Raw genomic sequence first — 14,432 nt, 5'->3', positions numbered from 1 at the left:
AGGGCGCGCGCGGACGGCCAGCAGGGCCTCGGCGCCGCCCACTTGCCCGCTCGGCCGTGTCCAGCGCGGCGTCTTAGGAGGAGGACACCATGAAGAAGACTCTCGCAACCCTGCTTGTCTCGGTCTTGGCGATGACCGGGCCCGTGGCTGCACAATCGGCCGAAGATTTTCCTTCAAAGCCGATGACTTACATCATTCCGTTCAACGCGGGCGGTGAAAGCGACATCTCGGCGCGGTTCCAGCAAGCCGAATGGGAGAAGGTCACCGGCCAGAAGGTGGTGATCCAATACCAGCCCGGCGCCGGGGGAGCGCAGGCATGGTCGCAGCTGACCTCGTTGCCCGGCGACGGCTACACCATCATGGGGATCAACCTGCCCCATACGATCCTGCAGCCGCTGGCCGGGTCGGTGGGCTATGCCACAGAGGACCTCGTGCCGGTCCATTACTTCCACTACACGCCCAACGCGATCTTCGTGAAGAAGGACAGCGAGTTCGAGGATCTGGCTCAGCTGATCGACTACGCCAAAGAGAACCCGGGCATGGTGACCTTCGCGGGATCGGGCTCGAACTCGGCCAACAACATCGCGGCGGTGCAGCTGAACGACCTGGCCGGGGTGACCACCACCTATGTGCCCTTCTCGGGCACCGGCCCGTCGATCACCGCGATCCTTGGCGGCCAGACCACCGCGGGCTTCAACTACGCGACCTCTGGCGTGAACCAAGGCGATGAGATGCGCATGCTGGCAGTGGCCGCCGACGAGCGGATGCCCGCCTTCCCCGACGTGCCGACCTTCAAGGAGCTTGGCTATGACATCGTCGGCGGCGCCTATCGCGGCGTGGCGGTGCCCTATTTCACGCCCGAAGACCTGCGCCAGCGCATTTCCGACATCGTGTCCGAGATCAACGCCCAGCCCGAGTTCGTCGAGAAGATGGAAAGCGGCGGCTTCGTGCTGACCGACATTCCTTATGGCGAGATGGACGCTTTCGTCGCCGAGCGTGTCGACGAGTTCACGCAGAGCGCCAAGGCCCTCGGCATCATCAACTGATCGCCTGAAATGGACATTCTCGGCTACCTTTTGGCTGCGCTGACGCCGTTCAACCTGATGCTTGCCCTTGCGGGGGTGATCCTTGGGACCGTCATCGGCGCATTGCCCGGACTTTCGGCGACCATGGCGGTGGCCGTGCTTGTCCCTTTCACCTTCACAATGGATCCCGCCGCGGGCCTCATCGCCCTCGGCGCGATCTACACCGGCGCGATCTATGGCGGTGCCTATGCCGCAATTCTGGTCAACACGCCCGGCACGCCTTCGGCCATCGCCACCACCTTCGATGGCTTTCCCATGGCGAAACGCGGCGACGGCGGGCTTGCCGTATCGCTCGCGACGATTGCCTCGGTGGTGGGCGGCGCGGTGGGCGCGATCGCGCTTTTGCTGCTGGCGCCGCCGCTGGCCAAGGTCGCGCTCGCCTTCGGGCCGACCGAGTACTTCTGGCTCGCCATGTTCGGCCTGACGCTGATCGCCGCGCTGTCGGTGGGCAATACGATCAAGGGGCTGATCGGCGCGTGCATCGGCCTCTTCTTGTCGATGATCGGCGTCGCGGTCGTTGGCGGCGACGTGCGCTACACGCTGGGCATGCAACGCTTTCTGGCCGGGATCGACCTGACCTCGGCGATTATCGGGCTTTACTGTATTCCGGTGATCCTCGATCTCGTGGCGACGCCCGACCCGCATCTAAAACCTTCGGACACCGGCGGGCTGCGGATCGGCGAGGGCCTGCGCTTCGCGATGACGCGGAAATTCAACGTCCTGCGCTCTTCGGTCATCGGGACCGTCATCGGCATCCTGCCCGGCGCGGGCGGCTCGATCGCTGGACTGGTGTCCTATTCCGAGGCCCGCCGGTCGTCGGACCAGCCCGAGAGCTTCGGCAAGGGCAATCCCGACGGGGTCATCGCCACCGAGGCCGCCAATAACGCCACCGTCGGCGGGGGATTCATCCCGACGCTGGTGCTCGGCATCCCCGGAACGCCGCCCGACGCGATCATCCTCGGCGCGCTGCTGGTGCAGGGGATCAAGATCGGGCCGACGCTGTTCACCACCGATGGCAACATCGTCTACACCTTCATCTGGGGACTGCTGATCGCGACCATCCTGATGCTGCCGGTGGGCCTGCTGATCGGGCGCTATGCGTATAACTCGATCATCCGCGTGCCCAAGGCGGTGCTTGCGCCGACCGTGGCGCTGCTGACCATCATCGGGTCTTTCGCGATCCACTCGAACGTCGAGGACGCGCAACTCATGGTGGTGCTGGGACTGATCGCGTGGGTCCTGAACCGCTTTGGATTTCAGCCCTCGCCCATCGTTCTGGGTCTGGTGCTCGGGTCGATCGCCGAGCAGGGGTTTGTTCAGACGTGGCTGATCGGCAATGCCTCGAACCGGCTGCCCGAGATGTTCTTCAACCGGCCAATCAGCATCGGCATCATTCTTGCGGCGCTGCTCACGCTGCTGTTCCCCTTCTGGGTCGAATGGAAGGCGCGGCGGCGGAGCCAACTCGAGCAGACCGCGCTGCCGCAGGCCGATGAGGGCACCGCGCTTCCGGCCGAGATCAAGACCCGAGACTTTCCGGGCATGGGGCTGGCGCTGCTGTTCATCCTGTGCGGGATCGCGATCTATTCCGCCGCCACCGGCATGTCCGATCTCGGCGCGGTGTTCCCCAAGACGATCGCCGCCGCACTGATCCTCTTTTCGGCGGTGCTGATCGTGCAAAACCTGCGGCGCCCGACCGGGCCAAGGCTCGGCGCGCTGCGGATGGAGGACGGCGCCGGGCGGCGGATCGCGCTTGGGATCACCATGCTGGGTTGGGTCTTTGCGATGCCGCACATCGGCTTTCTGGTGACCAGCCTGATCGCCTTTGCCGTCGTCATGCTGATCGCCGACTACGACCGTCCCCCGCTCCGGACGTGGGCGATCTGGGGCCTGTCGGGCGCGCTCATCTGCAGCGGCTTCTGGTGGCTCATGGCGAATGTTCTGCTGCTGCGCATGCCCGCCGGCCTGCTTTTCTGAAACGGAGACCCCTATGACCATGACAACTCACAAGATCGCCGCCATTGGCGGCGACGGGATCGGTGTGGAAGTCGTCGAGGCCTGCCTTGAGGTTCTGGACGCTCTGGCCGAGCGTGACGGCGGCTTTCGCTTTAAGGTCGAGAGCTTCGACTGGGGCACCGACCGCTACAAGCGGACCGGCGCCTTTATGCCCGAGGATGGCGCCGACCAATTGCGCGCCTTCGATGCCATCCTCTTTGGCGCGGTGGGCGCGCCGGATGTGCCCGACCATCTGACGCTCTGGGGTCTGCGCCTCGCCATCTGCCAGCCGCTGGACCAATACGCCAACGTCCGCCCGACCCGCGTGCTGCCCGGCATCCGCTCGCCGCTGCGCCATGTGAACGATGGCGAGTTGGACTGGGTCATCGTGCGCGAAAACTCCGAAGGTGAATACGCCGGCCAGGGTGGCCGCTCGCATCCCGGTCTGCCGATCGAAGTCGCCACGGATGTGTCGATCTTCACCCGCGCGGGGGTCGAGAGGATCATGCGTTTTGCCTTCGGGCTGGCGCGATCCCGGCCCCGCAAGCTGCTTACCGTGGTGACCAAGTCGAACGCGCAGCGCCACGGCATGGTTCTGTGGGACGAGATCGCCGCAGAGGTCGCGCGCGAATTCCTGGATGTCACATGGGACAAGATGCTGGTGGATGCGATGACCGTGCGCATGACGATGAACCCGGCCTCCATCGACACCATCGTGGCAAGTAACCTGCACGCCGACATCCTGTCCGATCTCGCCGCCGCCCTCTCCGGCTCGATCGGCGTCGCGCCGACGGCCAACCTCAACCCCGAGCGCGAGACACCGTCGATGTTCGAGCCGATCCACGGCTCGGCCTTCGACATCACCGGCAAGGGCATCGCCAACCCGATCGCCACCTTCTGGACCGCCGCGATGATGCTGGAGCACCTCGGAGAGCAGGCTGCGGCGGATCACCTGATGCAAGCGGTCGAGGCTGCCACCGGCAACCCGGCGCTGCACACCCCCGATCTTGGCGGCACGGCGACCACGCGCATGGTCACCGATGCGGTGATCGCCACAGTGCGCGGCCGCAATTCCTGAAAGGACAGACCATGGCTCCCAATCATCTTAAGATCGCCGTCATCCCTGGGGATGGGATCGGCAAGGAAGTGGTTCCCGAAGGGCTGCGCGCCTTGGAGGCGGTGGCGCGGAAACACAGCATTGACCTGCGGTTCGATGAGTTCGACTTCGCCTCCTGCGACCATTATCTCAAGCACGGGCAAATGATGCCGGGCGATTGGAAAGCGCAGGTCGAGGGGCACGACGCGCTGTTCTTCGGCGCGGTCGGCTGGCCAGAGACGGTGCCTGATCACATCTCGCTCTGGGGCTCGCTGATCCAGTTCCGGCGGCAGTTCGATCAGTATATCAGCCTGCGTCCGGCGCGGCTGATGCCGGGGGTTCCCTGTCCGCTTGCCGGTCGCAAGCCCGGCGACATCGACATGTGGATCGTCCGCGAGAACACCGAAGGGGAATATTCCTCGGTCGGCGGCAAGATGTTCCCGGACACCGAGCGCGAGATCGTCATGCAGGAGACGGTGATGACCCGCGTCGGCGTCAACCGGGTGCTGAAATACGCCTTCGAGCTGGCGCAGAAACGTCCCCGCAAGCGGCTGACCTCGGCCACCAAGTCGAACGGTATTTCGGTGACCATGCCCTATTGGGACGAGCGTGTCGCGGAGATGGCGCAAGCCTATCCCGATGTCGCTTGGGAGAAATACCACATCGACATTCTCACCGCGCATTTCGTCCTCAACCCGGACAAGTTCGATGTGGTCGTCGCCTCGAACCTCTTTGGCGACATCCTCTCTGACCTCGGCCCGGCCTGCACCGGGACGATCGGCATCGCGCCCTCCGGTAATATCAACCCCGACGGGCTTTTCCCTTCGCTGTTCGAGCCGGTGCATGGATCCGCCCCGGATATCGCGGGACGGGGCATCGCCAACCCGATCGGGCAGATCTGGGCCGGGGCGATGATGCTGGATCACCTTGGCCACGGCGATGCAGCCGCCGACATGTTAACCGCCATCGAACAGGTCTTGTCGGAGGAGGCGCTGCGCACCCGCGATCTCGGAGGCGAGGCCAGCACCGAGGCCTGCGGCAAGGCCATCGCCGACGCGCTCGCGTAAACTAGGGGCGGCGCAGCACAGCGATCAGGACAGCGGATGGAAACAGGCCACCTGAGGTCCCTCGCCCTGCCCCGCCAGCTGCGGCACTTCCGTGCGGCACCGCGCGCTCGCATGAGGGCAGCGCGCCGCGAAGGCGCAGCCGGGCGGCGGGTTCAGCGGGTCGGGAAGCTCGGTCCCCTTCTGCTCTGGCGCGGTGAGCGGGCGGCCAACCACCGGCGCGCTGTCGGCCAGCAGCTTGGTGTAGGGATGGCGCGGCGCGCGAAACACCTCTTCGGCGGGACCTAGTTCGACCACCGAACCGAAATAAAGCACCGCGATGCGGTCGCTCACCGCCTCGACCACCGCCAAATCATGAGAAATAAAGAGATAGGTGAGCCCGAACTCCGCCTTGAGATCGGCCAGCAGGTTCAGCACCTGCGCCTGCACCGAAACATCCAGCGCCGAGACCGGCTCGTCGAGAATGAGGATGCTGGCCTGCGCCGCCAGCGCCCGCGCGATGCCGATACGCTGCGCCTGCCCGCCAGAGAACTCATGCGGGTAGCGTTCGAGGAACTCCTCGCGCAGGTTCACGCTCGCAAAGATCTCTGAAATCCGTCTGTCGCGCTCGGCCTTTCCTAGGCCGTGCAGGCGCTTCAGCGGAGCTTCCATGATCTGCCGGATGGTCTTGCGCGGGTTGAGCGAAGAGATCGGATCCTGAAAGACATATTGGATACGCTTGCCGAAGACCGCCGGATCGGCATTGTCGAGCGCCGCCCCATCAATTTCGATGTTGCCCGTCGTGGGCTCGATCAGCCCGACCAGCAGCCGCGCCAGCGTGGACTTGCCGCAGCCGCTTTCGCCGACGATGCCCAGCGTCTCGCCCGTCTGCACGTCCAGAGTGATTGGATGTACGGCCTTCACATGCCCCACCGGGCCGCCGAAGAGCCGCCGCCCCACCGCGAAGGACTTGGACAGGTCTGTCAGTTTCAGCGCGATGCTCATTCAGCGGCCTCCTGCAGCGGGGCTTCGGGGTGGATGCAGCGCACGGCGCGCGGCCCGGCGCGGTGCAGCCCGATCTCTCCAGCCCGGCAATCGGCCTGCGCACGGGTGCAACGCTCGGCAAAGGCACAGCCCTGCGGCAGCCGATCGACCACCGGCGGCAACCCTGGGATCGCCTCAAGCCGCCGTTTGCCGGTGCCAAGCTCGGGCACGCAGGCCATCAGCCGTGCCGTATAGGGATGCAGAGGCCGCTCGAGGATCGCCTTGGTCGGTCCCTCTTCGACGATCCGCCCGGCATACATCACCGCCACCCGGTCGCAGAGCTGCGCCACCACGCCGAAGTCATGGGTGATGAAGACGATGGCCAGCCCGCGCTCCCGCCGCAGATCATCGAGCAGCGCGAGAATCTGCGCCTGCACCGTCACGTCGAGCGCGGTGGTGGGCTCGTCGGCGATGATCACATCGGGCTCGTTGGCGAGAGCCATGGCGATGCCGATACGTTGACGCATCCCGCCCGACAACTCGTGCGGGTAGTCGGTCAGTCGCTTCTCGGGGTTGGGGATGCGTACCGATTTCAGCAAATCCAGCGCCCTCGCGCGACCCTCTTTGCGCCCGATCGGACGGTGCGCGCGGATCGCCTCGATCAGCTGGTCGCCGACCCGGTAGAGCGGATGCAGCGTCGCCAGCGGGTCCTGAAAGATATAGGCCACATTGCGCCCGCGCATGTCGCGCAGCCGCCCATAGGGAGCGCCGATCAGATCCTCGCCCTCGTAGCGCACCGCGCCGCCGGTGATCACACCGGGCGGTGAGGCCACCAACCCCATGACGCTGAGCGCGGTGACCGACTTGCCCGAGCCGCTCTCGCCGATGAGCCCGAGGCATTCGCCGGGCTTCACATGCAGCGACACGCCGCCCACCGCGCGATAGACGCGGTCCTTGACGTGGAACTGGGTCTGCAGATCCTGCACCTCCAGCAGCCCCTGCCCCTTGCTTTCCGGCACCGGGCCTTTGCGGGCCACCCGCGTTGCCGCCATCGGCCGCGACAGCGCGCCGGACTTCAGCCGCGGGTCGAGCGCGTCGCGCACCCCGTCGCCGAGCAGATTGATCGACATGACGATGATCAGGATCATCAGCCCGGGCACCACCGAAGTATGCGGGTTGGTGATCAGCGCCGAGCGCGCTTCGCCCAGCATCGAGCCCAGATCCGCCTGCGGCGGCTGCGAGCCGAGGCCGAGGAAGCTGAGCCCCGCCGTCTCGAGGATCATCCAGCCAATGGTTGTGGACATGGCGATGACGATCACCGGGACCACATTGGGCAGGATCTCCGACAGGATGATGCGGGTGTTCGACAGACCCGAAAGCCTTGCAGCATCGACGAACTCGCGATGCGCGAGACCCACGGTGATGCCGCGAATGTTGCGCGCGAAGAAGGGCACGTTGACAGCCGCCACGGCGATCAGCGCGTTCAGCAGACCCGGCCCGAGCGCCGCGACGATGGCCAGCGCCAGCAGGATGTAGGGAAACGCCATAAGCATATCGACGCCGCGCATGATCAGATTGTCGACCCGCCCGCCGTAATAGCCCGAGATGATGCCCACCGCCGCACCGATGGTGGCCGCCGCGATGGCCGCGGCAAAGCCCACCGCCAGCGACAGCCGCGTGCCCCAGAGCAGCCGCGACAGCAGGTCCCGCCCCAGATGATCGGTGCCGAGCAGCGCGCCCTCGGAGAAAGGCGGCTGAAAGCGCGCGCCGGTGTTGGTGACATCCGGATCTGCCAGCGGCAGCAGCGGCGTGACCAGCGCCAGCAGCACCACCAGCGCCATGACGATGCCTCCGGCCAGCGCCAGTCGGTTTCGGGCGAGGAGTTTGAGAAACCCGCTCATGTCTTGATCCTCGGGTCGAGCAGGCTCTGCGCCACATCCACCGCGATGTTGAACAGCACGTAGCAGGCGGCAACCAGCACCACCCCGCCCTGCACCAGCAGGATGTCGCGTTTGAGGATCGCATCGACCAGCATCCGCCCCACACCGGGCCATTGAAAGACGATCTCGATATAGACCGCGCCCGACAGCACGAAGCCCGCCTGAATGCCCAGCACCGGGATGATCGAGACCATGGCCGCCTTGAGCGCGTGGCGCCAGATCACCCCGCGCTCGTGCACCCCCTTGGCCCGCGCGGTGCGAATGAAGTCCTGCCGCAGCACCTCGAGCATGGCCGAGCGCGACAGCCGCGCCACGACCCCGGTCGCCACCACCGCAAGAGCGATGGCGGGCAGCGTGAGGTGCCGGATCAGCGCCAGGAGATCGCGATCGCCGTAGATCGGCCACATGCCCGAGACCGGAAACCACTTCAGCTTCACCGCAAAGATCAGGATCATCATCATGCCAAGAAAGAACGACGGGATAGAGATCCCCAAGAGCACCGCGAAGGTGATGCCCTTGTCGCCCCAGCCGTATTGGTTCGCCGCCGAGATCACCCCCGCCACGATGCCGAAGATGGAACAGAGCACAAAGGCCGTGCCCGCCAGGACCAGCGTCGCCCCAAAGCGCTCAACCACCTCGTCGAGCACAGGCCGGTTGAGCGAGAAGGAGGTGCCGAAATCTCCGCCCAGCATATTGCCGAGCCAGATGAAATACTGCTGCACCAGCGGTTTATCGAGGCCAAGATCGCGGTTCAGCTTCTCGACGTTCTCTGGCGTCGCATAGGACCCAAGGATCGCCGTCGCCGGATCGCCGGGGATCAGCGCCATGATCGCAAAGACGATCACGGTGATCCCCAGCAGCACCGGGATGGCCGAGAGCAGTCGCTTGAGGATGTAACCCGTCATGGCAGCTCCATCTGCGGCGCAGGGCAGCGCCCTTCATTGTTCTCCAAATACGCCGGGGGAGACGCGGCCCCGCGGGCCGCGGCGGGGGCAGCGCCCCCTTTCTCTCAGCGCCCCCGTTCAGCGTCCCCGCCCGCGCGTCAGTTCTTCACCACGTCATCCAGCAGCAGGAAGAACGACGGCTGCAGCGTGAAATTCTCCACCCGCTCCGAGGTCACTGCGTTCTGCTTCCAGTTCGCGACAAAGACCCATGGCGCGTCTTCCTGCACGATGGTCTGCATCTGCTTGTAGAGCTCGGCCCGCTCGCCTTGGTCGGTGGCCACGCGCGCCGCTTCCAGCAGCTCGTCGACCTCGGGGTTGGAATAATAGCCCGAGTTGAACCCGCCCTTGTCCGGCCAGGCATCGCTGCGCAGCGCGAGGAAGGGCAGCGTGTCGGGATCATTGGTCATCCACGCCATCTCGGCCATGTCGGCCTTGCCCTCGAGCCCGGGGTTCACCTCGCCGAGGAAGGTATTCCACTCGTAGGTCTCGATCTTGGTGTCAAAGCCCACGGCATTGAGGTCGGCCTGAATCGCGGTGCCCATGGCAATGGGATCGAGCATTCCCGAGCCGCCCTCGGTGACGTAGAAGGTCAGCTCCGCCCCCTCGGCCCCGGCCTCGGCGAGCAGTTCCTTGGCCTGCTCGGGGTCGTAGGGATAGGGCTCGAGATCGTCGTTATAGGCCCAGGCAAATGCCGGCGGCGTCGGCCCAGCGGCGACCTCGGCAGTGCCCTCCAGCACGTCGTTCACCAGGGCTTCCTTGTTGATCGCGTAGTTCGCAGCCTGACGCACCCGCTTGTCGGCGAAGGGGCCCTCCTTGGCGTTGAGGATCAGGAACCAGACGTGCGGACCGGCCTGTTCGTGCAGCGTGTAGGCGTCACCCTGAAACTCGCTTAGCGCCACGGGCGGCACCTCGACCATCAGGTCAATGCCGCCGGCCAGCATCTCGGCGGTGCGGGTGTTGGCGTCGGTGATCGGGCGGAAGACCACAGCCTGAAGCTCGGGCGCGCCATCCCAATAGTCGGGGTTGGCTTCGATCACCACCGCTTCGTTCGAGCGCCACTCGGCGAATTTAAACGGGCCAGTGCCAGAAGGGTTGCGGCCAAAATCCGCGCCGTATTGCTCGACTGCGGCGGGCGAAACCAGCAGGCCAGTGGGATAGGCAAGGTTCGACAGGAAAGGTGCGTAGGGCTCCGAGAGGGTGAATTTCACCGTCAGATCATCCACCGCGTCGATGCTCTCCACCGACGAGAAGAAGAAGGCCAGCGGGAAGGGGCCGGTGTCGTGGAAAGGGTGGCTCTCGTCCAACATGCGGTCAAAGTTGAACTTCACCGCCTCGGCGTTGAACGGGGTGCCATCGTGGAAGCTGACGCCCTCGCGCAGGGTGAACGTATATTCGGTGCCATCGTCGGAAATCGTCCAGTCGGTCGCCAGCGCCGGTTCGACCTCCAGCGTGCCGTCCTTGTAGCGCACCAGCCCATCGTAAACGTTCATCAGGATGCGAAAATCGTTCACCGCGGTCACCGCGGCCGGGTCGAGCGATTTCGGCTCGGCGATCTGCCCGACGATGAGAACGCCCGGCGGCGTCTGCGCCAGCGCGCCGGTCAGCGTTCCGAATGTCAGCGTAAGGGCCGTGCCCGCGGCCAGCAGACCCCGGCGGGTGAAGGACGTGATGGACATTTCGTGACCTCCCAGATGGTCAGGATGAATTATTTATCATGATAAATTGCATGAGGCCAAATTTTCATGATAAATTCAAGCCTGCAGCAGACAGGGCCCCTGAATGACCATTTCCATCCTCGCCTACGACGAAAAATCGGGCAGCTACGGCGGCGCGGCGACAACCGGCAGCCTTTGCGTCGGTGGCTGGGTGCTGCGCGGCGATGCCGACGCGGGCCTCAGCGCCTCGCAGGGCTCGCTGCCCTCGACCCTTTGGGGTACCGGGGTGCTGGAGCTGATGCGGCAGGGGCTCTCTGCCGACGAGGCCCTCGCGCAGACCGTGGCCCCTGATACCGGGCGGGCGCAGCGGCAGCTCTCGGCGCTTGATCTGCAGGGGGGCACGGCGAACCACACCGGCAGCGAGAGCATTCCTGCCGCGGGCTTCCGGCAAGCCAAACATGTGATCGTTTCGGGCAATCTGCTGTCGTCAGAGACGGTGCTGGATGCCTGTCTCGACGGCTTCCTCGCTTCTACCGCGCCCTTCGAGCAGCGGCTCTTGGACGCGCTCGACGGCGCTGCGGCGACCGGCGGCGACAGCCGTGGACTGCTTTCGGCGGCGTTGCTGGTGGTCCGCCGCAGCGCCGCGCCGCTGACCCTGCGCATCGACCGCTCCGAAACACCGCTGCGCGATCTGCGCGCGCTGCACGGCCATGCCACCAAAGGCGCCTATGCCGATTGGGCGGCGACGGTGCCGACGCTGGACGACCCCTATCTCGGCGAGCCCTTTTCCAAGATCGTCAGCCAGTAGGCCCCGGCCCGGTTACTCGGCGATGAAGCGCTTCATCACCACGGCCTCCTGATCCTCCATCATGCGCCGCGCCATCTGCATGTGATCGCGCATGATCTCGCGCGCCGCATCAGCGTCGCCGGCCTTCAGCGCCGCGATAAGCCCAAGCTGATGCGCGCGCCCGCGCTTCCACAGCTCTTCGTTCGGCTGCGCATAGAGCTTTTTGTACACCGTCAGATCGGTGAGGATTCGCGCCATGAAGCCGATGAAAAAGCTCAGCATGGCGTTCTCGGAGAACTCCGCCAGACAGGCATGGAAGCGCAGCGATGCGACGTGCTGCGCCCGCTCCTCCTCGGCGCTGGTGGCGGGATGCTCATACTCGGCCATGATCGCCTCGAGCCGGTCGATCTGCGCCGCGTCGAGCCGCCCCGCAAGAGACGCGGCGACCTCGGGTTCCAGAGCCACGCGCAGCTGGTAGATGTCGTCGATCGAAACGTTGCGGAAATAGAAGTAGTTGGCCAGCAACGCCCGCGCGCGATCCGTGCTCACCTCGCCGACGAAGCTGCCTCCGCCGGGTCCGGTTTTGGTGACCACCAGCCCCTGCGCCTGCAGCAGCCGCATAGCCTCGCGGATGGTCCCTTTGGACATGCCGAAGTGGCCGATCAGTTCGGCCTCCCCGGGAAGACGGTCGCCCGGCAGAAGGCCCTTCTCGACCACCCAGTCCTTGATCGCCTCTGCCACCCGCACCGGTCGGGAACGGCGGATCGTCTCGGCGGGTTCTGCGTCGCTCATAGCCTCGTCTCTTTGCAAAATCGCCCAGGGTCTTGTTTCAGGTTTTTGGTGGGCGGAGCCGCTGTCATTTATCATGAGAAATTTAGCGCCGACAACAGTGTGGATTAGACCGCATGATCGCGGAGTGAGCCTGACTGGGCTGGTCACCTCTTCCGCGGCATTCTCCTTTCGAGGGTTGCGTCCGGTTGGCGGGCGCCGAGCCTCAAGAATGGGGGAGAGACCACGTTCATCGGATTGGATGTCCATAAGGCGACGATTTCAGTCGCGGTTGCGATGGGAGAGCGCGGCGGAGAGGTCCGGCATTGGGGGACGGTGTCGCACCGCCCTGATCATGTCCGTAAGCTGGTGGAAAAGCTGGCTGCGAGCGGAGGCCGGTTGTGTTTCTGCTACGAGGCCGGGCCTTGCGGCTACTGTATCGACCCACTGAATTCCTGCTCATGCTACAAGGGAGAACGTAGCGATGAGTATGACGATGGACGACAGCATCAAGCGTTGGACGGCGAAGCGGAAGACGGCTCTGGTGATCGAGATCATCCAGGGCAAGACGACCGTGTCGGAGGCAAGTCGATCATTCGACCTCACACCCTCCGAGATCGAGGGCTGGGTAGAAGACGCCAAGCGGGGGATGGAGAACTCGCTGCGCACCAACCCGCTCGACATCCGCGAGCAATACGAGAAGCAACTCCGGGACCTTCAGGAAGCCTACGGCGAGGCCATGCTGGAGCTGCGGGCCCGAAAAAAGCTTCAGGCCCTGCTGGATGCGCAGGACGGGAATTGATCCGTCGCATCCAGCAGGGCCTCTTGGCGGAGGGTGTCGCAGTGTCGATCGCCAAGCTCTGCACGTGGTTCGGCATTCCCCGGCGCACGGTCTACTACAAGCCGGTGAAAGCCGCGCCGAAGGTCGATCCCCGCTTCGCCGAGCCGATCAAGAAGATGATCGAGGAGCAGCCGTCCTTTGGCTATCGGTCCGTGGCCTGGCTCCTGGGCTTTAACAAGAACACGGTGCAGAGGATCTTCCAGATCAAGGGCTGGCAGGTTCGCAAGCGCGCCGTGGGCATGCGCCCCCGCATCCAGGCGGTTCCGTCTGTCGCAGCTGCGCCGAACGAGAGGTGGTCGACCGATCTCGCCCGCATCTGGACCGGCAAGGACGGCTGGGCCTCGCTGGCCTTGGTGATCGACTGCCATACCCGCGAGCTGCTGGGCTGGCACCTGTCGAAATCCGGCAAGGCTACGACGGCCAGCGCCGCCCTTGAGCATGCGCTGATCGCGAGGTTCGGCACCCTGGGCCGGGTCGAGGAGGAGTTCCTACTGAGGTCAGACAATGGCCTGGTCTTCACCAGCCACCACTTCACGGCCATTGTCCGCAGCTACGGGCTGAAGCAGGAGTTCATCACCCCGTACTGCCCGCAGCAGAACGGCATGGTCGAGCGCTTCATCCGGACCCTGAAGGAGCAGTGCGTGCATCGCCACCGCTTCGGAAGCATCCAACACGCGATGCGCGTTATCGGCGATTGGATTGCCTTCTACAATAACCGCCGCCCTCATCAGGCGCTTGCCATGCGCACGCCTGCCGAGGCATTCACATTAGCGGCCTAACCTGAGCAGATTCCGCTGGGTCGATACACTACGGCTTGCACCGGCAACTCGTCGAGATGGGGCATGACTGCATCGTGGTCGCACCATCGCTCAGTCCAGTGAAGGCGGGCGATCGTGTGAAGACCGACCGCTGCGATGCAATGATGCGGGCCAAGCTGCATCGAGCAGACGAATTGAAGTGGTCTCTGAAAATCGGACACTTTGCTAAGCTCGCCACGGATCGTCTCAAGCGCCACCTTCGCCTTGAACTCGGCGCCGTAATTCTTTCGTTTGCAAGCCACGCTGTTCTTCCTCGTCATCGTTGGCGGCGAGCTTAGCAAAGTGTCCGATTTTCAGAGACCACCTCAGCGTGGAGGGCCGACATTATAGGGCCGACATTATGGGGAATAGTAGTTCCAGTTCTGACGGGTCCGGCGGTAGTGCTGATCATCCCAAAGCGACGCGTCCGGTTGCCCCGTCGGCTCCGATCCGTTCCAGAAGATCTTCAAAACCGCCCCATGACGACGTGCCTCCAGGAC

Annotated in this window: 12 protein-coding genes; 7 read left to right on the top strand and 5 right to left on the bottom strand. The window is 64.8% G+C overall.

Annotated features, from left to right (window positions below; genetic code table 11):
- The first annotated feature begins 89 nt into the window (after positions 1-89).
- Genes ACXAD2_RS02600 through ACXAD2_RS02585 form a run of 4 tightly spaced genes read left to right on the top strand, consistent with a single transcriptional unit; the run spans position 90 to position 5,240 of the window.
- Entirely contained in the window at positions 90-1,046 is a 957-nt protein-coding gene (locus ACXAD2_RS02600; RefSeq protein WP_475166525.1) for a Bug family tripartite tricarboxylate transporter substrate binding protein, read from the top strand.
- A 9-nt stretch (positions 1,047-1,055) separates the two neighbouring features.
- Positions 1,056-3,059: a tripartite tricarboxylate transporter permease gene (locus tag ACXAD2_RS02595; protein WP_475166523.1), complete on the top strand. Its 2,004-nt coding sequence runs from the start codon at positions 1,056-1,058 to the stop codon at positions 3,057-3,059.
- A 13-nt stretch (positions 3,060-3,072) separates the two neighbouring features.
- Entirely contained in the window at positions 3,073-4,155 is a 1,083-nt protein-coding gene (locus tag ACXAD2_RS02590; RefSeq protein ID WP_475166520.1) for a tartrate dehydrogenase, read from the top strand.
- An 11-nt stretch (positions 4,156-4,166) separates the two neighbouring features.
- Positions 4,167-5,240 (top strand): tartrate dehydrogenase, encoded by a 1,074-nt coding sequence (locus ACXAD2_RS02585; RefSeq protein ID WP_475166517.1) that lies wholly within the window; start codon positions 4,167-4,169, stop codon positions 5,238-5,240.
- 24 nt (positions 5,241-5,264) lie between these two features.
- On the opposite strand, the gene ACXAD2_RS02580 is transcribed toward ACXAD2_RS02585, so the two are convergent.
- The 4 genes from ACXAD2_RS02580 to ACXAD2_RS02565 form a co-directional block, all read right to left on the bottom strand.
- Positions 5,265-6,221 (bottom strand): ABC transporter ATP-binding protein, encoded by a 957-nt coding sequence (locus ACXAD2_RS02580; protein ID WP_475166514.1) that lies wholly within the window; start codon positions 6,219-6,221, stop codon positions 5,265-5,267.
- The gene (locus ACXAD2_RS02575; RefSeq protein ID WP_475166510.1) at positions 6,218-8,101 is read right to left on the bottom strand and encodes a dipeptide/oligopeptide/nickel ABC transporter permease/ATP-binding protein; all 1,884 of its coding nucleotides are present in this window, start codon (positions 8,099-8,101) and stop codon (positions 6,218-6,220) included. The genes ACXAD2_RS02580 and ACXAD2_RS02575 overlap by 4 nt, the downstream gene beginning before the upstream one ends.
- The gene (locus ACXAD2_RS02570; RefSeq protein ID WP_475166506.1) at positions 8,098-9,045 is read right to left on the bottom strand and encodes an ABC transporter permease; all 948 of its coding nucleotides are present in this window, start codon (positions 9,043-9,045) and stop codon (positions 8,098-8,100) included. Before ACXAD2_RS02570 ends, ACXAD2_RS02575 begins: the two co-directional genes overlap by 4 nt.
- A 137-nt stretch (positions 9,046-9,182) precedes the next feature.
- Positions 9,183-10,760 (bottom strand): ABC transporter substrate-binding protein, encoded by a 1,578-nt coding sequence (locus ACXAD2_RS02565; protein ID WP_475166504.1) that lies wholly within the window; start codon positions 10,758-10,760, stop codon positions 9,183-9,185.
- Between the two features lie 103 nt (positions 10,761-10,863).
- On the opposite strand from ACXAD2_RS02565, the gene ACXAD2_RS02560 reads away from it, so the two are divergent.
- Complete coding sequence (locus tag ACXAD2_RS02560) at positions 10,864-11,547, top strand: DUF1028 domain-containing protein (protein WP_475166501.1); 684 nt, start codon at positions 10,864-10,866, stop codon at positions 11,545-11,547.
- Positions 11,548-11,559: 12 nt separating this feature from the next.
- Here ACXAD2_RS02560 and ACXAD2_RS02555 read toward each other — a convergent pair whose 3' ends face one another.
- A complete protein-coding gene (locus ACXAD2_RS02555) occupies positions 11,560-12,318 on the bottom strand; it encodes a FadR/GntR family transcriptional regulator (RefSeq protein ID WP_224905637.1) in 759 nt (252 codons plus the stop codon).
- Between the two features lie 472 nt (positions 12,319-12,790).
- Between ACXAD2_RS02555 and ACXAD2_RS02550 the strand changes: the two genes are divergently transcribed.
- Both ACXAD2_RS02550 and ACXAD2_RS02545 read left to right on the top strand, forming a co-directional pair.
- Complete coding sequence (locus ACXAD2_RS02550; protein WP_475166499.1) at positions 12,791-13,096, top strand: transposase; 306 nt, start codon at positions 12,791-12,793, stop codon at positions 13,094-13,096.
- Positions 13,093-13,914: an IS3 family transposase gene (locus ACXAD2_RS02545; RefSeq protein WP_475166496.1), complete on the top strand. Its 822-nt coding sequence runs from the start codon at positions 13,093-13,095 to the stop codon at positions 13,912-13,914. The genes ACXAD2_RS02550 and ACXAD2_RS02545 overlap by 4 nt, the downstream gene beginning before the upstream one ends.
- Positions 13,915-14,432 lie beyond the last annotated feature (518 nt).

The sequence above is a fragment of the Salipiger sp. ABN3_019 genome (assembly GCF_056158605.1).
Note: the sequence above shows the minus strand (reverse complement) of the source record. Positions and strands in the feature narration are given on the sequence as shown.